Source organism: Mesorhizobium sp. M2E.F.Ca.ET.209.01.1.1 (assembly GCF_004010375.2).
Lineage (GTDB): Bacteria > Pseudomonadota > Alphaproteobacteria > Rhizobiales > Rhizobiaceae > Mesorhizobium.
Genome location: NZ_SADP02000027.1, coordinates 32,364 through 53,745, shown reverse-complemented (window position 1 = coordinate 53,745; position 21,382 = coordinate 32,364). Strand labels below are relative to the sequence as shown.

The following is a 21,382-nucleotide window of genomic DNA, read 5'->3' as shown; positions in this document are numbered from 1 at the left end:
CGGTTCCCAAAGCGAGAATTCGAAAAGACGTTCGGAAATGACCCAGCACGTACAAGACGCTCGAATTCTCATGTACAGCCACGACACGTTCGGGCTCGGCCACCTGCAGCGCTGTCGGACTATCGCGCATTCGCTGGTCGAGGATTTCCGCGGACTTCAGGTGCTGATCATTTCCGGCGCGCCTATCGCCGGCGCCTTCGACTATCGCGCCCGAGTCGACTTCGTGAAGATCCCCAGCGTCATCAAGTTGCGCAACGGCGAGTATACCTCGCTGGAAAAGGATATCGATCTGCATGAGACGCTCAGGATGCGCCAGTCGATCATCCGCCACACGGCCGAGACCTTCCGGCCGGATATCTTCATCGTCGACAAGGAACCGCTCGGCCTGCGCGGTGAGATCGAGGACACGCTGTCCTACCTCAAGACGCGGGGTACCACGCTCGTGCTTGGCCTGCGCGAGGTGATGGATGCGCCGCATCTGCTTGAAGCAGAGTGGGCACGCAGGGATGTGATGCGCAAGATAGGCCTGTTCTACGACAAGGTCTGGGCCTATGGCCCGCCGGATTTTTACGATCCGTTGACTGGCTTGGATGTGCCGCCGGCTGTCAGGGCAAAGATGAGGTTCGTCGGCTTCCTGCAACGGCGCCTGCAGCGGAACGAGTTGCCCGGCCACCGGCCCGAGGGTGAGTATATCCTCGTTACCACAGGGGGTGGCGGCGACGGCGCGGAACTGATCCACGATGTCATCGATGCCTATCAGCAGAATCCGCAGCTGCAGCACAGGGCGCTGATCGTGCTTGGGCCCTACATGCCGGCGCGCAAGCGCAACAAGCTGCTCAAGAAGGGGGCCAAGATCCCCTGCATCAAGATCATCGAGTTCGACAACCGCATGGAAGACCTGATTGCCGGGGCCAAGGCGGTAGTGGCAATGGGCGGTTACAACACCTATTGCGAGATCCTGTCTTTCGACAAGCCGGCGCTGATCGTGCCGCGCGTCGAGCCTCGTGAGGAGCAACTGATCCGCGCTCGGCGCGCAGCCGAACTCGGCCTCATCGAGATGCTTTTGCCGGACGAAGCCAAGGATTCCCAGCGGTTTGCCGATGCACTGGTGGCTCTGCCTGACCGACCCCGCCCATCACAGAGCAATCCGCATCTGAGGCTGGAAGGGCTGCCCCATATTTCCGAAATCGTCGCGGAACTGCTCGACCGGCGGGCCAGCCCTCACCTTTCGGTCATTGAAGGAATGAGCTGAGTTGCAACGCCGCAAGATCGTCGTGGTTCTGAAGGGCTATCCGCGGCTGTCGGAAACCTTCATCGCGCAGGAACTGCTCGGTCTGGAGCGCGCGGGGTTCGACCTGATACTCGTCGCGCTCAGGCGGCCGACCGACGAAAAACGCCATCCCGTGCATGACGAGATCAAAGCGCCCGTCCGTTATCTGCCGGAATATCTGCATGAAGAGCCGCTGCGCGTGGTTCGCTCGCTGCTTGCCTATCTGCTGCGGCCGGGTTTCTGGCGCGCGCTCGGATCGCTGGCTACCGATATCCCCCGCGACTTCACGCGCAATCGCGTGCGCCGCTTCGGGCAGGCGCTCGTGCTGGCGGCCGAATGGCCGGAAGACGCGGGATGGTTGCATGCGCATTTCGCGCACACGCCGGCATCGGTGACGCGCTATGCCAGCCTACTTCGTAGCCTGCCCTGGAGTTGCTCGGCCCATGCCAAGGACATCTGGACTTCGGAAGACTGGGATTTGGCCGGCAAGCTTTCCTCGGCGCGCTGGACGGTCACCTGCACGAAAACCGGCTTCGATCGTCTGAAAGAACTCGCCAACGGCAACTCGTCCGTGCATCTGAGCTACCATGGGCTCGACCTCGATCGCTTCGGCAGTTTCGGCGAGGCGCGAAAACAGCATGACGGCTCGGCGCCGGGCGAACCGGTCATCATTCTGAGTGTCGGGCGCGCCGTTGAAAAGAAAGGTTACGACACCCTGCTGAAGGCCCTTGCCCTCTTGCCTGGCGATTTGGCGTGGCGTTTCGAGCACGTCGGCGGCGGCGAGGAGCTGGAACGGCTCAAGGCACTGGCGCGAAAGCTTGGATTGGATGGCCGTGTCTCCTGGAAAGGCGCGCTTGCGCAGGAGGAGGTGCTTGAGCACTACCGCTGCGCCGATATCTTCGCCCTGGCCTGCAGGATCACCGCAAATGGCGACCGGGACGGTCTGCCGAATGTCCTGGTGGAGGCGGCCAGCCAGCGGCTTGCCTGCGTGTCGACCGATATTTCCGGCGTGCCGGAGCTTTTATCGCCGGATGAAACCGGGCTGCTGGTTCCGACGGAAAACCCAATTGCCCTGGCACAGGCGCTGGAGCGCCTGATCCGTGATCCCGTGCTGCGCGCCCGCCTCGGCGACGCCGCGGAGCGGCGCGTGCGCGGCAATTTCGACCATACGGCAAGCATTGGACAGCTCAAGGAACTGTTCGAGCGCGAGTGGCGGGCCGCCGATTGAAGCGCGTCTTCCTCTATGTCCAGCACCTGCTCGGTATCGGCCATCTCGCGCGCTCCAGCCGCATCGCAGCGGCACTGGTCGATGACGGCTTTGACGTAACCGTCGTGACCGGCGGCGCGCCGATCGCGGGGTTTCCGGGACCAGGGGTAAAAACTGTAACCCTGCCGCCTGTCACCTCCGGTGATGAAGGATTTTCCGGACTTGTCGACCTGCAGGGCAAACCGGTCGACGATGATTTCAAGAAACGGCGTTCAGAGATGCTGCTGCAGGCATACCGGGATTGCAGGCCTGATATCGTCATTGTCGAGGCCTTTCCATTTGGACGCCGGCAGATGCGCTTCGAACTCATGCCGCTGCTCGAGGCCATCGAGGCGTCATCGCCCAGACCGCTGCTGGCGACGTCCGTCCGCGATATCCTTCAGGAGCGCGTCAAGCCGGGCCGAAACGAGGAAACGGTCGATCTCATCAACAGGCATTTCGACCTTGTCATGGTCCATGGCGATCCGGCTTTCGCAACCATCGACAAGACATTTCCCCTAGCTGGGGCAATCAGGGCCGAGGTCACCTACACAGGGCTCGTTGCCGCGCCGCCATCGCCCGCGGCCACCGAGCGCTTCGACATTCTGGTGTCGGTTGGCGGCGGGGCTGCCGGAAGGGGCCTTGTCAGCTCCACCATCGCAGCGGCGCGGAATGCCAACAATGGCTGGAAATGGTGTTTGATCACCGGTCCCAACCTGCCGAAAGACGAGTTTGACGCCATCGCACGCGATGCCACGCCGGGCCTCTCCGTCTTCCGGTTCCGCGAGGATTTCGCCAGCCTGCTGACCGGCGCCCGCCTGTCGGTCTCGCAGGCGGGCTACAACACGGTCTGCGATGTCCTGCGCGCGGGTTGTCGCTCCCTGCTCGTGCCGTTTGCTGCCGGCGGGGAAACCGAACAAACGGTTCGCGCCCTGATGCTCGAAGAACTCGGTCTTGCAACGGTGCTGATGGAAAAGGACCTGACGCCTGAAGGCTTGGCGCAAGCGATCGAACAGGCGCTTGCGGCCCCGACGCCGTCCGCGCATCGTCTCGATCTGGAAGGGGCGCGTCACTCGGCGCAAATCCTGCGCGAGCGGCATCGAACATGGTCAGTAAAATCCTGACGCGGATCGCGTCGGGGTTAGAGTTCGCGCAACGCGCTTCAAACAGTTCCAATCAGCATGAAGCGCGTATATTTTTTTGTCGGCAGCTCGCCGGAGAACCGCATCTCCCGCAGCGACGCCATTGCTTCGAAGGCTGCAAGTGAAGCCACGCAGTTGATGTGCGTCGGCTCGCTGAAATAGTCATTCGATTGCAGCAGTACATTCGTGCCCCGCGGGAGCAGGGCAAGCCAGGCGCTGAGATCGGCGATATGCTCGCAGCTCGTGTTGACTATCAGGTCGGACCGCCCGGCGTGTGCATAATCGAGTGCGTACATATCTGCCGTCAGCGCCCGGAACCGGTCGCCGGCGTCCCGGTTGAGGGTCCGGGCAACTGGCGCGACCTCGGGATCGATGTCGATACTATCGACTGCAGCAATATCGAAGCGGGGGTCGTTGAAAAGCATTGCCGGCAATATGCCGTACCATCCGCCCAGAACCCATATGCGCGCGAAGTGCCCGCCGCAGCTTTCGAACAGTCTGTCGAGCGCCCACATCTTGCAGGCCACCTGCTTGTGGTTGAATGCGTTGGCGATGTCGGCCTGCGGATGTTTGGCGATGACGCGCGCCAGCCCCGCCACGAGAGGGTGGTTGACATAGGCAGCAATTCCCCGCGTGAGGTCCAAGGCCTGCTCGTGCCCGTCCATGCCGGCATTGCGCGGTTGCGTGACATCCATCATATTCGCCTTGTACGTTGGGATTTCGGGCGACACAACGCAATCTTGCCCCGCCAAGCCGCCTCGCAGGCTTCGAACGCGTCGCCGGCGATGATTGCCGATGCGCCGTCCACCAGCTGAGGCTTTACTTCGTTCGTTAAACTGAAGGTCCACAGTCGCATATGGAACCCAGCCTGGCTCGCTATATCTGGACGCACACCAAGAAGCAGCAGCTCTGGATATTGGTTATCGTCTTGCTTTCGATGATTCCGTATTTCATGTCCTTTGACCTGCCGAAGCTGATCGTCAACGGCCCGATCCAAGGCAAGGGCTTCGAGCAACCGGGCGCGACCCAGCCATTCATGCGGCTCCACTATAACCTGCCGTTCATCGGAGAGGTCCAGTTCTTTCCTGGCTTTCAGCTCGACCGCACGACGACGCTGTTTGCCCTCAGCCTCGTGTTCCTCCTGCTGGTCATCGTCAACGGCCTGTTCAAATTCTACATCAACACCTACAAGGGCCGGCTCGGCGAACGCATGCTGCGCCGTATCCGCTTCGAACTGGTCGATCGTGTGCTGCGGTTTCCGCCGCGTTATTTCAAGCGCGTGAAATCCGCCGAAGTGGCGACCATGGTCAAGGACGAGGTGGAGCCGCTGGGCGGTTTCATCGGCGATGCTTTCCTGCAGCCGGTGCTGCTCGGCGGCCAGGCGGTGACGGCCATGCTGTTCATCGTGGTCCAGAACTTCTGGCTCGGAATGATCGCCGCCGTGATCGTGGCGATCCAGATCGTGCTCATCCCGCGAATGCGGCGGCGGCTGATCGTGCTCGGGCGCAAACGGCAGTTGACGGCGCGCGCGCTTTCGGGCCGCGTCGGCGAAATCGTCGACGGCATCGGCGCGGTTCACGTCCATGATACATCAAACTACGAGCGCGCCGATATAGCTGCCCGGCTCGGGCTCATCTTCAAGATCCGCTTCGATCTTTACCAATGGAAATTCATGGTAAAGTTCCTCAACAATTTTCTCGCGCAGATCACGCCATTTCTGTTCTACATGGTCGGCGGGTATCTGGTCATCCAGGGGCGGCTGGACGTCGGCCAGCTCGTGGCCGTGATCGGCGCCTACAAGGACCTGCCCGGACCGATGAAGGAACTGATCGACTGGGATCAGGACCGGCAGGATGTCCAGGTCAAATACCAGCAGGTCGTCGAACAATTCACCGTCGAGGGTCTCATTGCGCCGCAAATCGGCGCACTGACGATCGATGATCCCGGTCCGATGACCAAGCCCCTGTCCGCGATCGGTCTGTCCATGGCGGACGATGGCGGTGCAATGCTCCTCGACCGTATCTCTCTCCAGGTCAAGCCCGGTGAGACGGTGGCGCTGGTCAGCACCTCAACAGGTGGAGCGGAGGCGCTCGCAGAGGCCTTCGCGCGGCTGAACTGGCCGGAAAGCGGAAAGGTCGCTTCGGGTGCCGACGACCTGCTTGAACTTCCCGAAGCAGTGACCGGCCGGCGCATGTCCTATGCCTCGTCGGATGTTTTCCTGTTCCAGGCAAGCCTTCGCGACAATCTGCTCTACGGGTTGAAGCATGCGCCGCTGACATCGGTGACTTATGACGGTGCCGAAGCGGACCAGCAGCGCTGGAACATCCACGAGGCGCGCCGGTCGGGCAACCCGGACCTTGATATCCACAGCGACTGGATCGACTACGCTTCCGTCGGCGCTACCGGCCCGCACGACCTCTTTGAAGCCGTGCGCCAGGTGCTCGACGCGGTTGTTCTGTCGCGCGACATTCTCGATCTAGGCTTGCGTTCTTCGGCCGACCTCACGCGTCACACGGAGCTTGCCGGGCGGATCGTCGAACTGCGTGCGGCGCTGCGAACCCGACTGGAACACGAAGGATTGAGCGGACTGGTGGTTCCATTCGAACCGGGCGCCTACAACAAGGAAGCAACGATCGGCCAGAACCTACTCTTCGGCGCTGCCGCAGGCCCGGAGCTGGCCGACAAGGCTCTGGCGGCAAATCCCTATTTTGCTTCCGTGCTGAGGCAAGCCGGCCTCGATCGAACGCTCTACGAAATGGGCTTGGAGATCGCCGAACAAGCGATCGAGCTGTTTGCCGATCTGCCGCCCGATCACCAGTTCTTCCAGCAGCTCGCGTTCATGAGCGCCGAGGAGATACCCGCCTACGAAACCTTGCTGCAACGGCTCAAGAACCGTCCCTACGAGACGGTCTCGGAGAACGACCGCGCTATGATGGTCACCCTGAGCTTTGCCTATATCGAGCCCCGGCATCGCTTCGGCCTGCTGGGCGAGGAATTGATGGACAAGATCGTTGCCGCACGCAACCGGTTCTATGAAGACTTGCCGCCCGAGCTGCAAAATGCGGTCGAACGCTACGATCCTGCCAAATACATTGCCGCGGCTACGGTCATGGACAATGTCCTGTTCGGGCGTCTGGGTAGCAACCATCCCGACGCGCCGGATCGCATACGCTCCATCGTCTATGATATTCTCGATGAATTGGGGCTTTATGCCGAACTGCTGGATGTCGGTTTGGACTTCAACGTCGGCGCCGGCGGCAGGCGGCTGACCGCTGGGCAGCGACAGAAGCTCGATGTTGCCCGAGCTCTGCTCAAGCGGCCCGATTTTCTCATTCTCAACCGGCCGCTGTCGGCGCTAGACCAGCGCGTGCAGGACAAGGTGCTGCAAAACGTGCTCGAGGAAGCCAGACGCGACGGCCGTTCGCCGGCAATTGTGTGCGTCGTGACGAATCCGGCAATGGCGATGATGTTCGATCGCGTTGTCGTCTTCGACTCGGGTCGATTGGTGGAAGACGGACCGCACGAGACGCTTTTGGCCGGGGACGGTATTTTCAAGGAGCTGGTGTCATAGAGCATGAGACATTCAGATGGGATCATTCCACCGGTAGGACCTCGCTGCAAGATCAAGAGATTGAGCTTTCCAGCTGGTTGGGCTCGCCACCTCAAGTGGTTCGGAAACGGAATTGATTTCATCTGGGCGTCGGTTGTTCTAGTCTGGCAGACGTGAATTTTGGGAGGTTTGCGACAATGCTGCTCAAGGATGAGGTTGGAATGCTGCAACGCGTTCCCTTGTTCTCCGGCATAGAGTCGGCAAAGCTCAAGCTGCTTGCGTTCACATCCGATCGCGTAAGCTACAGCGCCGGCCAGATCCTTTTCCGGCAAGGCGATGAGGGAGACGCCGCCTATGTCATCCTTTCAGGCAAGGCGGATATTCTGGTCGATTCCGACAACGGACCGATAAAAGTTGCCGAACTGCTGCCAAATTCGATCGTTGGCGAGATCGCCATATTGTGCAACAGCTCCCGCACGGCCACCGTCAGAGCCGCAAGTCCGGTGGAAGCCTTGAGAATTCGCAAGGATCATTTCCTGAGGCTTATGAGGGAGTTCCCGGAAATGACCATCGAAATGGTGCGGGTCCTCGCCGATCGCTTAAGCCATACGACCGCGGATCTGATCGACGCACGGAGCGCCAAGTAACCAGTGACGCGCACTTAATTCTCGCCATCGTGATGGCTCCGGCTAGCATGGGCGACTGGACCGCGAAGGAGCAGCATGGAGGACGACGTTTTCCTGGTCAGGTTTTGGGGGGTGCGCGGCAGCATTTCGGTATCGGGGCCAGAATTCTCTCGCTATGGCGGCAACACGATCTGCATTGAGATGCGATGCGGTAAGCATACGCTTCTCTTCGACGCGGGCTCTGGCCTGCCGCCTGCCGGCCGAGCGCTTCGGGCGTCGGGCGTTACCGATTTCGACCTGTTTTTCACCCACTGCCATTACGACCACATCATCGGGCTGCCGGCTTTTAAGCCGATCTACGACCGCAGCGTCAAAGTCAGGCTTTGGTCCGGGCATCTTGCAGGACGCATGACGACCCGGCAGATTGTCGATGAGTTCATGCGGCCGCCTTGGTTTCCGGTGAGACTGGACGTCTGCAAGGCAAGCCTCGACTACCGCGATTTCGTATCAGGAGACGTGCTTAGGCCGCGCGAAGGGGTGGTGATCCGGACCGGCAGTCTCACCCATCCCGGTGGCTGTATAGGCTATCGGGTCGAATGGGGCGGCCGTGTCGTGGCGGTGATCACAGACACCGAACACGAGCCGGGCAAGCTCGATCAGGCGGTGCTCGGCCTGATCGAAGATGCCGACCTCGTCATTTACGATTGCACCTATACCGAGGAGGAAATGGAGCGCTACCGCGGTAACGGGCACTCGACATGGCAACAGGGCATCAAGCTCTGCGAGGCGGCCGGTGCGCGGGAGCTTGCGCTGATCCACCACGATCCGGCACGCACCGACGAGGAACTGGACGAGATCGAGAAACTGGCCAAGGACAGGTTTGCCGGCGCTTTTGCCGCGCGGGATGGCCAGACGCTTGAATTTCCAGTCTTATCACACAAAGCGCGCTGAGCTACTTTCCTCTATCTTCTTGTTTTGACGCAATTCCGGACGGAAGGCTACGGCGAAGGCGCCGAGCCTAACCGCTCACACTTTTCCTGGAATTGCTCTAAAGCGCGTCGCGATCCTTCGGATTCGCTCCATGCGCTTTGGAACTTTGATTTTGCGCATGTCTTTATCCCGAAACCGGTTCCCACTTTCGGGAGACATGCTTAAGCGGCGCCGCGCCCGATCAATGTCCTGATCGGAAGCCATGCGCAGGCTTCAGTCTGTGCGGTGACCGTGAACAGCCGTTCGAGGAAAAGCCAGGCCGATTCATCGTGTACGAGATGGTGGGTGAGCAGGCCGACCGGTTCGCCGCCGTCGAATGCGTGCCGCAATTGCGCGATGATGGTCTGGACCAATATGCCGTGATCGCGGCAACCGCGCGTGCCATGCCAGTCCATGATGTCGACATTGCTGTTGACGACCGCCAGCGAAGCCGGCTTCGGCGGCCCATAGACCGACAATGCTGCAAATCCCATCGATCCAAGCTCGGATACCAAGCCGGCGTCGATCCTGTTCCAGGGCGGCACCAGCATCGGAACGGCACGTGCGCCGTGCAGGCCGGTTATGCGCGACAGACCGCGAGCCAGATCATCGAGCACCGCCTCGCGTGGCCGATGCGGGCCGAGCTCCTGCTTTTTCTGGCCCTCCGACGCATGGTTTCGGTGCGCCCAGCCATGGATGGCGACCGTGGCATGCGGCGCCTCGTCAAGCCGGGCGACCAGCTTCCCATCAGTCAGGGCCGGAATGACGGCCAGAGTGACCGGAATTGCGAATTGACCGGTGAGGTCGAGCAGCCGGTCAAGCGCAGGCGTCGGATCCACGGCGTCATCGTCGCGCAGCCAGAACTCTGCCTTGCGGTCCGCCCGTCGCCAGCGCGCCAGTTCTTCCACCAAGGGTTGCCAGATCTCGTCGGATGTCATGAAACAGGGAGCTTCGCAAGAAGTTCGGCGAGACGCGCTGCCCCAGCACCGAGGGAGCGTTCTTCGAGGACGAAACGTCTGGCTTCTGCGGCCATGATGGTCCTTTCGTCGTTACGGGCCAGAAGCCTTTCAATGGCTGAAGCGAACGCCGTCACATCGCCCGGCGGAGTGAGGAACCCAGTCTGGCCATCGCGCACGACCTCCGGCACGCCGGCGATGTCCTGAGCGACCACCGGAAGGCCGGCGGCCTGCGCTTCAAGATAGGCAACGCCATAGGCCTCGCCGAAACCCGGCCAGACGTAAATTCCCCCGCTGTAGAGGACATCCGGCACGGCGGCCGGCTCAATCGCGCCAAGCCATTCGATACGGTCGGCGGGCAAGCCGGCGAATTGCGCTTTGACCTCGTCACGGGCAGGCCCGTCTCCGACGACCGACATGGTCCAGGGCAGGTGACCGATCGAACCGAGCGCTTGCGCCAGCATGCGATAGCTTTCGAGTTTGTCGCCCGAGCGCATCATGGCGACGGTAACGAGCCGTGTCGGAGAACCCCGTGCCGGCGTTTCACGGAATGCGGATGTGTCGATGAAGGGCGAAAGCATGCCGAAAGTGGCGCCGGGTACCGCATCCGCCAGTCCCTCGCGGTCCCTTTGCGTTAAGCAGATGTTCAGCGCCGCCCGTTCGACGGCTCGCGCCACCAAAGCCTGCGCATCTGCCCACAAACCGGCATTGCGCCGTCTCGAATAGGAGGCTTCCGCCGTCGCATAGGGGACGGCAAAGGCCGCCGCCAGCTCGGCCCCGATCAGGTCGGGCGCCTTGTAATAGGGATGATAAGTGAGCCAGAGATCGGGCTTGCCGTCACGATCCCAAAGCCTGGTCAGCCGCGCGGCTTCCTCTCGGGCCTCGATCTTGAGCGCATCGAAACTTTTCGGCTCCGGTTCGCGTAGATAGAAGCGCAATTCGGATGCCAGTTCGACGCTATGCCCCACGTGCTGCAGCGCTTTGATCAGCGTCCGTGCCATCTGGCGGTCGCCGGAGGCAACGGGATCATTGGGTGACTTCAGCGGTGCGTAGAAGGCAATTCGCATCGCCGGACCCTATCATCGGAAAGCCGGCGCGAGTCAATTTCGAAGCATGATCGACTTCACCCTTCAGCAGTGGAATATGCTATCTGATGCCCATGGAAACAGCAGCCGCGTCCGACCCGTTTGTCGCTTCTCTGCCGGTCTTCGCAAAGTTCGAAAGCGTTGCCGATATCGACAACTATCGGCCTCTTCCCGATGACTGGGCGCTGGCCACGGCCGACATCGTCGGCTCGACAAAGGCGATCGAGGCTGGGCGCTATAAAACCGTCAATATGGCCGGCGCCAGCGTCATTTCGGCGCTGCTCAATGCGCTGGGCCGGCAAGATTTTCCCTTTGTCTTCGGCGGCGACGGCGCGCTCGTGGCGTTTCCCGGCTCGGCGCTGGAGATCGCCCGCAACGCGCTTGCCGCTGTCCAGAGATGGGTGGCGGACGAACTGGACCTGGCCCTGCGCACCGCAATCGTGCCGATAAGGGATATAAGAGCGCAAGGACTCGACGTTCGCGTGGCGAGGTTCCAGGCCTCCGAAGCGGTCTTCTATGCCATGTTCGCCGGCGGTGGCGGCAGTTGGGCGGAAGCCGAGATGAAAGCGGGGCGCTACCGCATCGATCCCGCGCCGGCCGGCGCGCGGCCGGATCTGACCGGCCTCTCCTGCCGCTGGAACCCGATCGAAGCCCGGCATGGCGAAATCGTCTCGATCATAGCCATACCGCGGGCGTCGCGCGACTTGCGCGGCTTTCAGTTGCTGGTTTCCGACATCATCGCCCTTGCCGGCAGGCAGGAGCGCGGTGGCCACCCCGTACCGCCGGACGGGCCGGCCTACAGTTTACTGCCCGCCGGTCTCGATCTCGAGGCGCGGGCCACGGCGCCGGCTGGACGGCGGTGGCTGACGAAGCTGTGGGTAGTGTTCCTCATGACGCTTACGGCTGTCACCGACAGATGTGGCTGGACGATCGGCGGTTTCGATCCGAAGGTCTACAAACGCGACGTGGCCAGCAATTCGGACTTCCGGAAGTTCGACGACGGCCTGAAGATGACCATCGACGTCGACGCGAATGTGTCGCAGCGGATCGAGAACCGGCTGAAACAGGCGGAAGAGGCGGGCATCTGCACCTATGGCCTGCACCGCCAGAAATCGGCCCTGATGACATGCCTCGTCGCTTCGCCGCTGCAGCGCGATCACCTTCATTTCATCGATGGCGGTGCCGGTGGCTATGCGATGGCTGCCGCAAGCCTGAAGTCGAAGGTGCCGGTTTGATGACGGCTTGCGGAAACCGATCTTCCGCAATATGCCTCGGCCATGGTCCCTGGAGCCTCATGAGCCTCGCCATGGAACGGACAGCCTGTCCGAATTGACGGGAAAGCAGATTTTTGGACGCCTCACGATCGATATATGACCATCTTCTAGACCGGATTTCGACGCGCGCCGCGCAAGTCGGCGTGATCGGACTGGGCTATGTCGGATTGCCGCTGGCGATTGCGGTCGCACGCGCCGGCTTCCCGGTGTCGGGCTTCGACATCGAAGCCCACAAGGTCGAGAGCCTGAACAACGGCCAATCCTACATCGAGGCGGTGACGTCGACAGCCCTTGCCGGCCAGGTGGCGAGCGGACGGTTCCGCGCCACTGCGGATTTTGCGGAACTGGCCGCCTGCGAGGTCATCATCATCTGCGTTCCGACACCGCTGACGAAAAACCGTGAGCCGGATCTCTCCTTTGTCAGGAACACGGCAGTCACCATCGCCAAGCATCTGCGTCCCGGCCAGCTCGTCGTGCTCGAATCGACCACCTATCCCGGCACCACCGACGACGTGATCAAGCCCATACTGGAAGAAACCGGCTTGCGGTCGAAGATAGACTTCTTCCTCGGCTTCTCGCCCGAACGCGAGGATCCCGGCAACCGCAGCTTCGAAGTCGCGACGATCCCCAAGGTCGTGGCAGGCGACGGCCTTGAAGCGGCGACGCTGGTGCAGGCTTTCTACCATGGCGTGGTCAAGACCGTCGTTCCGGTTTCCACCACGGCGACGGCCGAGGCGGTCAAGCTGACGGAAAACATCTTCCGCTCGGTCAACATAGCTCTCGTCAACGAGTTGAAGGTCGTGCTGGGTGCGATGGGCATCGACATCTGGGAGGTGATCGAGGCGGCAAAGAGCAAGCCCTTCGGCTACATGCCGTTCTATCCTGGCCCTGGACTTGGCGGGCACTGCGTTCCGATCGATCCCTTCTACCTGACGTGGAAGGCGCGCGAATACGAACTGCCGACGCGCTTCATCGAGCTGGCGGCAGAGATCAACACGGCCATGCCGCGTCATGTGGTCGATGAACTGGCGAAGGCGCTGGACCGGCGCTGCGGCAAGGCGCTCAGCCGCTCGCGCATTCTCATCGTCGGGCTCGCCTACAAGAAGAATGTGCCCGATATCCGCGAAAGCCCCTCATTGCGGCTCATTGAACTCATCGAGGATTGGGGCGGCAAGGCGGAATTCCACGATCCGCATGTTACCGAAATACCGACCACACGGGAGCATATGGCGATCAAGGGGCGCCGCTCGGTCGAATTGACCGAGGCGGCCCTGAAGGATTTCGATGCTGTCGTCGTTGCAACCGACCACGACGCGATCGACTATCAGACTATCGCTGATCACGCCCCTCTGATCGTCGACACGCGCAATGTTTTTGGCCGCCTCGGGCTGGACCGAGAGACGGTGGTGAAGGCCTGACGGCATCTGAGCCGGCGAATTTCTTGCGCAGTGTCAGGATCGTGGTTGCACTCCGTCGGCTGACTCGCCACATAACGCCACGGAATACAGATGCATTTACGCCTTCCCCTTGGCCGCAAGGATAGTCATCCGGGATATTCTTCGCCGCTTTTGCCGTCGAGGCCGGCCTTGTTGACTTCGGGTGTCTTATCGTTGGGTCGTTGACGGACTGTGTTATGACAGATCAGAGGATAATGGTTCCGTCTTCCGACGGGTTTCGAGATAGCATGAGCACATCGTACGCAGAAATTTCCACCATTCTCATGGATAAGGTTGCCGATTGGCTGAACGAATCGGCGCTGGCGGGCAACGACCTGGAAACATTGGTAAATGGCTTTTGCGAACGGCTGGCTGCTGCCGGCCTGCCGCTGAAGCGGGTGCATTTGAGCTTCTCGATGCTTCACCCGCTTTATGACGCGCTTGGCTTCACCTGGGTTCGCGGCCAGGGCATGGAAGTGGAAGGCTTCCGCAAGGAGGCCGGTGTGCCGTCTGAGAGATTCCTGACCAGCCCATACTACCATCTGCTCAGCAATAAGCTCGACCATCTGCGACGCCGGCTCGACCCGTCGGTGGTGTCGGAGTTTCCTGTTTTCGATGACCTCCGGCTTATGGGCATCACCGATTACATGGCTTTCGTCCATCCCTTCAGCGGCAACGCCAGTCAGGGCATGATGGGGTCTTGGTCCACCGACAGCGCCGCGGGCTTCAGCGACAGCATGATTTCGGCGCTGCTGCGCATCCAGAGCCATCTCGCTATCGCCACCAAGATGGCGGTGCTGACCAAGCTCGCCGACAACATGATGACCACCTATCTCGGCGGCGACGCTGGCAGGCGCGTGCTTGACGGCCAGATCAAGCGCGGCGAGGGCGATACAATCCGGGCCGCACTGGTCATGGGAGATATGCGTGGGTCGTCGAGGCTTGCCGAAACCGCCGGCCGTGAAGTCTATATCGATACGCTGAACCAGTTTTTCGACGCCGTTGCCGCACCTTTCAATCGCAACGGCGGGCAAATCATGAGTTTCATTGGTGATGGCTTCATTGCCGTCTACCCTTGCGAAAGGCACCGTTCGCAGTCAGAGATCGCCTGCCAGGCTGCGCTTGCAGCCGCGCACAAGGCCAGTGCGCGCATGATGGATCTCAACCTGCGCCGAAAGGAGCAGGGGTTGTCCGACATCAAATTCGGTATCGGCCTGCATGTCGGCAATGTGATGTTCGGCAATGTCGGGCTTACCGACCGGCTCACATTCTCTGTCTTCGGCTCGGCTGTGAACGAGGTTCAGCGCCTGCAGACCCTGACCAAGAAATATCCGCACAGCGTTCTGGCCAGCAAAGACTTCGCCGGCTATTGCGGCGCCAACAGCTGGCTGACGCTCGGCCACGAGGAACTGGCTGGCATCAAGCAGAAGCTGACGGTGCTTTCACCCGATCTGTCGGGAGCTCTCGCACCCGATGAAGACGGTGCGCCGGAGCCGATTCACGGCCGAAGATCGGACGCCGAGCAGGTCATGCTGCTTCATCGCGATGCCGCGCGGATGGCGGCGGGCGACCCGAGTAAGCTCCAGTAAACCGCCGCGATCTGGCCCGATCGCCTTTGGTAGCCAGTTCGGTCGCAGGTTCCGCAACTGGCGACCGCTTCGAATCCAAGTTGCTCTGCGCTGGCAATGCGCTAGTCTCGCTTTCTGGAGCTGCCAGAGTGGGGCTGGTGTGAGAATGAATTCGAGTGTCGATCTGCTGCGGATCGAAGACGTTGGCATCTCTTTTGCCATCATGGGGGGGCCGTTGCATGCCGTCAGGCGCGCAAATCTTCGCGTCCTGCCCGGTAAGGTTACCGCGCTTGTGGGCGAGTCAGGTTCCGGAAAATCGGTTCTCAGCCAAGCCGTGATGGGCATTTTGCCGAACACAGCCCATGTTCGTGGCCGGATCCTGTTTTCCGATCCTGAAAAGCCCGGCACGACGCAGGATATCCTCAAGATGCCGCGTGACGGGCCCGAAATCCGGGCGTTGAGAGGCAGCCGCATCGGCAAGATCTTTCAGGAGCCGATGACATCGCTGTCGCCGCTGCACACGATCGGCAACCAGGTCAGCGAATCCCTGCAGATTCATACGCCCATGGCTCGGGCGGAGCGCAGGGCGCGGACCGAGGAAATGCTCAGCCTTGTCGGATTCCCCAATCCCAAGCGCGCCTATGACATGTATCCCTTCGAACTTTCGGGAGGATTGCGTCAGCGCGCCATGATCGCAATGGCGCTTATCTGCCGGCCCGCCCTGTTGATCGCCGATGAGCCGACGACGGCGTTGGACGTCACCATCCAGGCGCAAATCCTGCAATTGCTGCGCGGGCTTCAGACCAAGCTGAACATGGCGATGCTGCTGATCACGCACGACCTCGGCGTGGTCGCCAATGTCGCCGACGAGGTGGTGGTCATGTACCATGGCGAGATCATGGAGGCGGGACCCGTCGAGGCGATATTCCGCCGGCCAGGCCATCCTTATCTTAAGGGCCTCATGGCAGCCGTTCCGCATTTCGACCTGAAGCCTGGCGAAAGGCTAAAGGCGCTGCGCGAGGTGCCGGTGAATGTCGGAAACCTGCTCGGCAAGCAGACCGCGCCGGCATCGAAGGGGCCGGACGACATCCTGCTGTCGGTCAGGGATCTGACAAAGACCTTCACCATCCGCAAGTCCGGATGGTTCGGTGGGGATCATCAAACCTCTGTTCGCGCCGTCGACGGTGTGAGCTTCGATATCAGGCGGGGTGAGTGCCTGGGTCTGGTCGGCGAAAGCGGCTCCGGCAAAACCACCGTCAGCAAGATCCTCATGCGCGCTGTCACTCCTAGCGGCGGCTCTGTGATCTTCAACGGCCGCGATGGACCGATCGACGTCCTGGCAGGCGAGGGCGAGGCCTTGCGCATGCTGCGCGCGAAAATCCAGATGGTCTTCCAAGACCCGGTTTCGTCGCTTTCACCTCGCATGACGGTGGAGAACATCTTGAGCGAGCCGCTGGAAATCCATCAACGTGGCAATGCCGCGTCCCGGTTAGCCACGGTCAAGAGCCTGATGCAGGCAATCGGGCTCGATCCGCGCTTCATCAAGCGTTATCCGCACAGTTTCTCCGGCGGGCAGCGTCAGCGTATCGGCATCGCGCGCGCGTTGGCGCTGGGGCCTGAACTGCTGATCTGCGACGAGCCGGTTTCGGCGCTCGATGTCTCTGTCCAGGCGCAGATCCTGAACCTTCTGAAGGACCTGCAGAAGGAGTTGGGCCTCACCTACCTGTTCATATCCCATAACCTGGCGGTGGTGGATTACATGGCAGACCGCATCGCGGTGATGTGCGGCGGGCGCGTCGTCGAGCTTGCGCCGCGCGAGATTCTGCTTAGGAAACCGATCCACCCCTACACCCGCTCACTGGTCGCCGCGGTACCTTTCCCCGATCTCGACAGGCCGATGGATTTCAAGACGCTGAAGCTCAGCGGCGCTTCCGATACCAGCGCTTGGGGACCGCAATTCCGCGACGAGGGCGAAGAGGATATGCTGTCGCCGCTCGATCTTGGCGGCGGCCACCTCGTGCTGGCCCGACGTTCGGCCGATGTCAGCGAGCTACGCCCTTGATCAGCCGGCGCGCCCTCCTTGGACTCATGGCTTCGGCATTTGTGCCGAGCACTGTGCGCGCCGGCGATCTGGAGCCGGAATTTCTTCAGCCGCTGCTGAGGGCCCTGGCGCTGCCGGCACTCGCCAAACGCCTGCCCAAGAGCCCGCGCGTGCTGAACCTCGCTGCTATGGGCCGGCAGCCCGGCCAGTATGGCGGCACGCTGCGCACGATCATCGGCAGCCAGAAAGATATCCGGATGATGACCATCTACGGATATGCTCGCCTGGTCGGCTATGACGAAAAGCTCAACCTGCAACCCGACATTCTCGAAAGTTTCGACGTGGCGGACGATCGCGTCTTCACTTTCAAGATACGGGAAGGACATAAATGGTCTAACGGCAGCCTGCTGACGCCGGAGGATTTTCGCTATTGCTGGGAAGATGTCTGGCTGAACGATGAGCTTACGCAAGGCGGGCTCCCCCCGACCCTGCTGGCGGACGGCAAGCCGCCACGCTTCGAGATCGTCGATCCGTTGACGGTCCGCTATAGCTGGGATGCGCCTAATCCCGACTTCCTGCCCAAGCTCGCTGCCGCTTCGCCGCTATCGCTTGTTCTGCCGGCCGCCTATCTCAAGCAGTTCCACAAGAAATATCAGGATCCATTCCGGCTCGCCGGCCTGATGGAGGAGAACAGGGCCAAGAAATGGACGCTCCTGCATATCCGCATGTCGCGCCAGTATCGCCCGGAGAACCCGGAACTGCCGACGCTCGATCCCTGGCAGAACCGGACCAAGCCGCCGGCCGAGCAGTTCGTCTTCGAGCGGAACCCGTTCTTTCATCGAATAGACGAGAATGGCCGGCAAATGCCCTATGTTGACCGGGTAGTCCTGAATGTCAGCTCGTCGGCGATCATTTCCGCCAAGACCGGTGCGGGCGAGAGCGACCTGCAATGCATGGGAATCGACTTTGCGGATTACTCCTTCCTGAAGGATGCGGAGAAGCGATACCCGGTGAAGATGCATCTGTGGAAACGCACCCAGGGGTCGCGGCTGGCGCTGCTGCCCAATCTGAATTGTGCCGACCCGGTGTGGCGTGGCCTTCTTCGCGACGTACGCGTGCGCCGCGCGCTTTCGCTCGCAGTGGATAGGCGCGAGATCAATTTGGCCGTGTTCTACGGATTGGCTCAGGAAAGTGCCGATACCGTCCTGCCGGAGAGCCCGCTCTACCGGCCGGAATTCGCGAAAGCCTGGGTCGCCCATGATCCCGACCAGGCCAACGCTCTGCTCGACGAGGTCGGGCTTAAAGGGCGCGACGATAACGGCCTGCGGATCCTTCCCGATGGACGCCCGGCGCAAATCATCGTGGAAACGGCCGGCGAAAGCACACTGGAAACCGACGCGCTCGAACTCATCACCGATCACTGGCGCCAGATCGGCATCGCCCTGTTCGTCCGGACTTCGCAGCGCGACATCTTCCGCAGCCGCGCGCTTGGCGGCGAGATCATGATGTCGATATGGTCGGGCATCGACAATGGCGTGCCGACCGCCGACATGAATCCGTACCAGTTGGCTCCCACCATGGACGACCAGCTGCAATGGCCGCTCTGGGGTGCTCACTACCTCTCCCATGGCACGCTCGGCGAGGCGCCCGATCTTCCGCCTGTTGTCGAGTTGATGGCTTTGCTCAAGCGCTGGAACGCTTCAACCGGAGCCACTGAGCGCGCCGAAATCTGGAATTCAATGCTGTCGATCTACACCGATCAGGTGTTTTCGATCGGCACGGTGAACGGAACGCATCAGCCGATTCTGGCGTCCTCGCGACTGCGCAATCTGCCTGACAAGGCGCTCTACGGCTACGACCCGACCGCCTATTTCGGTGTCTATTTGATGGACACATTCTGGCTTGGAGAGTCCTGAGCGTGCTTCGATACATTGTCTGGCGCATTGCTGTGATGGTTCCAACGCTGCTGATCATATCGGCGCTGGTGTTCACGATCATCGAACTTCCCCCGGGCGACTATTTCGACAGCTATGTTTCCGAGCTTCGGGCCCAGGGCGAAGCGGTGGATTCCGATCGCATCCAGATGATGCGCAAGGAGTATGGTTTCGACAAGCCGCCGGTCATTCGCTACTTCTACTGGGTCGGCGGAATGCTGCACGGCGATTTCGGCTATTCCTTCGAATATGAGCTGCCGGTTCGCGATGTCATCGGTGACCGAATGTGGCTGACCGTGCTGGTTTCCTTCGTCACGATCATCGTCACCTGGCTCATCGCCTTTCCGATCGGCATGTACTCCGCCACGCATCAATACAGCTGGGGCGACTACGGCCTGACCTTCCTCGGCCTTCTCGGCCTTGCCATTCCGAATTTCATGCTGGCGCTGATCCTGATGTATTTCGCCAACATCTGGTTCGGCACGTCCATCGGCCATCTCATGGACCAGCAATATCTTGCCGAGCCGATGAGCTGGGCCAAGGCCAAGTCGATCCTCGCCCATCTCTGGATCCCGGTCTTGATCATCGGCACCGGGGGCACGGCAAGCATGATCCGGCGCCTGCGCGCCAATCTGCTCGATGAGCTGCACAAGCAATATGTCGTGACCGCGCGCGCCAAAGGCCTCCATCCCTTCAAGGCGCTGGTCAAATATCCGCTGCGCATGGCGCTCAATTTCTTCATTTCCGACATCGGCTCCATCCTGCCGGCCATCATCTCCGGCGCCGAAATCACGGCGATCGTGCTGTCTTTGGAAACGACCGGGCCGATGCTGATCAAGGCGCTGCAAAGCCAGGACATGTATCTGGCAGGGTCGTTCCTGATGTTCCTCGCCTTCCTGACGGTCATCGGTGTCCTGATTTCCGACCTGGCGCTGGCGCTGCTTGATCCACGAATTCGCTTGCAGGGCGGCAGCACCAAATGAACACGCAATCGCCGCTGCCCGCTCCGGGTGCCCCGCTGCAACACTACGTTTCCATCGCGCCCTTTGACCTGCAGTCGGTCGAGGCGATGACGCCTGAGCAGTCGAAAGTCTTCCAGGCGTCGCAGTTGCGGCTGATGTGGTGGAAATTCCGACGGCACCGGCTTGCTCTCATATCCGGGATATTCCTGGCAGCGCTTTATCTTGGGATACTGATCTGCGAGTTCCTGGCGCCCTACAATCTGCACACGCGAAACATGGACTACATCTATTCGCCACCGCAGCGGGTGCACCTGTTCCACAACGGCCAGTTTGTTGGGCCGTTCGTGTATGGCCGCCAGATGACACTGGATATGGACACGCTCAAGCGGAACTATACGGACAAGCAGGATGGTGTTCAGCGGATCCGTTTCTTCTGCAAGGGCGACAGTTACCTGTTCTGGGGCCTGATCGAAGGTGACAGGCATCTTGTCTGCCCTGCCGAAAACGGCCAGCTCTTTCTGGCCGGCACTGACAGGCTGGGGCGCGATGTGCTCTCGCGCATCATCTACGGCGCACGCATTTCACTGACAATCGGCCTTGTCGGCATCGGTTTCAGCTTCGTCCTTGGCATCATCATCGGGGGGCTGGCCGGCTATCATGGCGGTATGTTCGACCTGATCGTTCAACGGATCATCGAAGTCCTGCAATCGATTCCCAGCATTCCGTTATGGCTGGCTCTGGCGGCGATCATGCCGATAACCTGGAGTCCGATCCTGATCTATTTCGGCATCACCGTCATCCTCGGGTTGCTCCACTGGACCGGGCTGGCAAGGGCCGTGCGTTCAAAGCTTCTGGCCCTGCGCGAGGAGGATTATGTTCTGGCCGCGCAATTGATGGGCGCCAGCAGCAGCCGCATTATCCGGCGGCACCTCATTCCCGGCTTCATGTCGCATCTGATCGCGACCGCGACGATCTCCATCCCCGGCATGATCCTGGGCGAGACGGCGCTGAGCTTCCTCGGGCTCGGCCTGAGGGCGCCGATAACCAGCTGGGGCATCCTGCTCACCGAGGCGCGCAGCGTTAGCGTGATTGCGTTCTATCCATGGCTACTTTTGCCGATCCTCCCCGTCATTCTCGTCATCCTGGCGTTCAACTTCCTCGGCGACGGCCTGCGGGACGCCGCAGACCCCTACAAGTGACATCGCGTTGCGCCTTACGCTGGGCCGCCGACCCCATCCGGCATGATCCTTGTCGGCAGTCTGTTCGGTTGTTGCAGTGTTCATCGTTCGCCTCTATATGCCGCGAGGCTCGATCGGGGTTCAA

At 61.1% G+C, this 21,382-nt stretch carries 16 protein-coding genes; 13 read left to right on the top strand and 3 right to left on the bottom strand.

The features are described 5' to 3' along the window. Positions 1–37: 37 nt before the first annotated feature. The 3 genes from EN852_RS31165 to EN852_RS31155 are packed head-to-tail and all read left to right on the top strand — an operon-like array spanning position 38 to position 3,640. Positions 38–1,252 (top strand): glycosyltransferase family protein, encoded by a 1,215-nt coding sequence (locus tag EN852_RS31165; protein WP_127879800.1) that lies wholly within the window; start codon positions 38–40, stop codon positions 1,250–1,252. 1 nt (position 1,253) lies between these two features. Further along, a complete protein-coding gene (locus tag EN852_RS31160; protein WP_127879798.1) occupies positions 1,254–2,498 on the top strand; it encodes a glycosyltransferase in 1,245 nt (414 codons plus the stop codon). Further along, positions 2,480–3,640: a glycosyltransferase family protein gene (locus EN852_RS31155; RefSeq protein ID WP_127879796.1), complete on the top strand. Its 1,161-nt coding sequence runs from the start codon at positions 2,480–2,482 to the stop codon at positions 3,638–3,640. The genes EN852_RS31160 and EN852_RS31155 overlap by 19 nt, the downstream gene beginning before the upstream one ends. Before the next feature lie 38 nt (positions 3,641–3,678). On the opposite strand, the gene EN852_RS31150 is transcribed toward EN852_RS31155, so the two are convergent. Further along, positions 3,679–4,353: a class I SAM-dependent methyltransferase gene (locus EN852_RS31150; RefSeq protein WP_127879819.1), complete on the bottom strand. Its 675-nt coding sequence runs from the start codon at positions 4,351–4,353 to the stop codon at positions 3,679–3,681. 161 nt (positions 4,354–4,514) lie between these two features. Here EN852_RS31150 and EN852_RS31145 point away from each other — a divergent pair, with 161 nt between their 5' ends. From EN852_RS31145 to EN852_RS31135, 3 genes are all read left to right on the top strand, one after another. Continuing rightward, entirely contained in the window at positions 4,515–7,229 is a 2,715-nt protein-coding gene (locus tag EN852_RS31145; RefSeq protein ID WP_127879794.1) for an ABC transporter ATP-binding protein, read from the top strand. A gap of 176 nt (positions 7,230–7,405) precedes the next feature. Continuing rightward, entirely contained in the window at positions 7,406–7,855 is a 450-nt protein-coding gene (locus EN852_RS31140; RefSeq protein WP_126081340.1) for a cyclic nucleotide-binding domain-containing protein, read from the top strand. Positions 7,856–7,930: 75 nt separating this feature from the next. Next, on the top strand, positions 7,931–8,785 hold the full coding sequence (locus EN852_RS31135; protein ID WP_127879792.1) for an MBL fold metallo-hydrolase: 855 nt from the start codon (positions 7,931–7,933) through the stop codon (positions 8,783–8,785). A 200-nt stretch (positions 8,786–8,985) separates the two neighbouring features. On the opposite strand, the gene EN852_RS31130 is transcribed toward EN852_RS31135, so the two are convergent. Further along, on the bottom strand, positions 8,986–9,741 hold the full coding sequence (locus EN852_RS31130) for a polysaccharide deacetylase family protein (RefSeq protein ID WP_127879790.1): 756 nt from the start codon (positions 9,739–9,741) through the stop codon (positions 8,986–8,988). After that, positions 9,738–10,826 (bottom strand): glycosyltransferase family 4 protein, encoded by a 1,089-nt coding sequence (locus EN852_RS31125; RefSeq protein ID WP_127879789.1) that lies wholly within the window; start codon positions 10,824–10,826, stop codon positions 9,738–9,740. Before EN852_RS31125 ends, EN852_RS31130 begins: the two co-directional genes overlap by 4 nt. Before the next feature lie 92 nt (positions 10,827–10,918). On the opposite strand from EN852_RS31125, the gene EN852_RS31120 reads away from it, so the two are divergent. The 7 genes from EN852_RS31120 (at position 10,919) to EN852_RS31090 (ending at position 21,258) form a co-directional block, all read left to right on the top strand. Further along, positions 10,919–12,079, top strand: a complete 1,161-nt coding sequence (locus tag EN852_RS31120; protein WP_127879818.1) for a DUF3095 domain-containing protein — start codon at positions 10,919–10,921, stop codon at positions 12,077–12,079. A gap of 113 nt (positions 12,080–12,192) precedes the next feature. Beyond that, complete coding sequence (locus tag EN852_RS31115; protein ID WP_127879787.1) at positions 12,193–13,536, top strand: nucleotide sugar dehydrogenase; 1,344 nt, start codon at positions 12,193–12,195, stop codon at positions 13,534–13,536. Between the two features lie 266 nt (positions 13,537–13,802). Then, positions 13,803–15,143 (top strand): adenylate/guanylate cyclase domain-containing protein, encoded by a 1,341-nt coding sequence (locus EN852_RS31110; RefSeq protein ID WP_127879785.1) that lies wholly within the window; start codon positions 13,803–13,805, stop codon positions 15,141–15,143. A 145-nt stretch (positions 15,144–15,288) separates the two neighbouring features. Continuing rightward, the gene (locus EN852_RS31105; protein ID WP_127879783.1) at positions 15,289–17,184 is read left to right on the top strand and encodes an ABC transporter ATP-binding protein; all 1,896 of its coding nucleotides are present in this window, start codon (positions 15,289–15,291) and stop codon (positions 17,182–17,184) included. After that, complete coding sequence (locus EN852_RS31100; RefSeq protein WP_127879781.1) at positions 17,181–19,079, top strand: ABC transporter substrate-binding protein; 1,899 nt, start codon at positions 17,181–17,183, stop codon at positions 19,077–19,079. Before EN852_RS31105 ends, EN852_RS31100 begins: the two co-directional genes overlap by 4 nt. Before the next feature lie 2 nt (positions 19,080–19,081). Then, the gene (locus tag EN852_RS31095) at positions 19,082–20,080 is read left to right on the top strand and encodes an ABC transporter permease (protein WP_127879779.1); all 999 of its coding nucleotides are present in this window, start codon (positions 19,082–19,084) and stop codon (positions 20,078–20,080) included. Next, on the top strand, positions 20,077–21,258 hold the full coding sequence (locus EN852_RS31090; RefSeq protein ID WP_127879777.1) for an ABC transporter permease: 1,182 nt from the start codon (positions 20,077–20,079) through the stop codon (positions 21,256–21,258). Before EN852_RS31095 ends, EN852_RS31090 begins: the two co-directional genes overlap by 4 nt. The last annotated feature ends 124 nt before the right edge of the window (positions 21,259–21,382 follow it).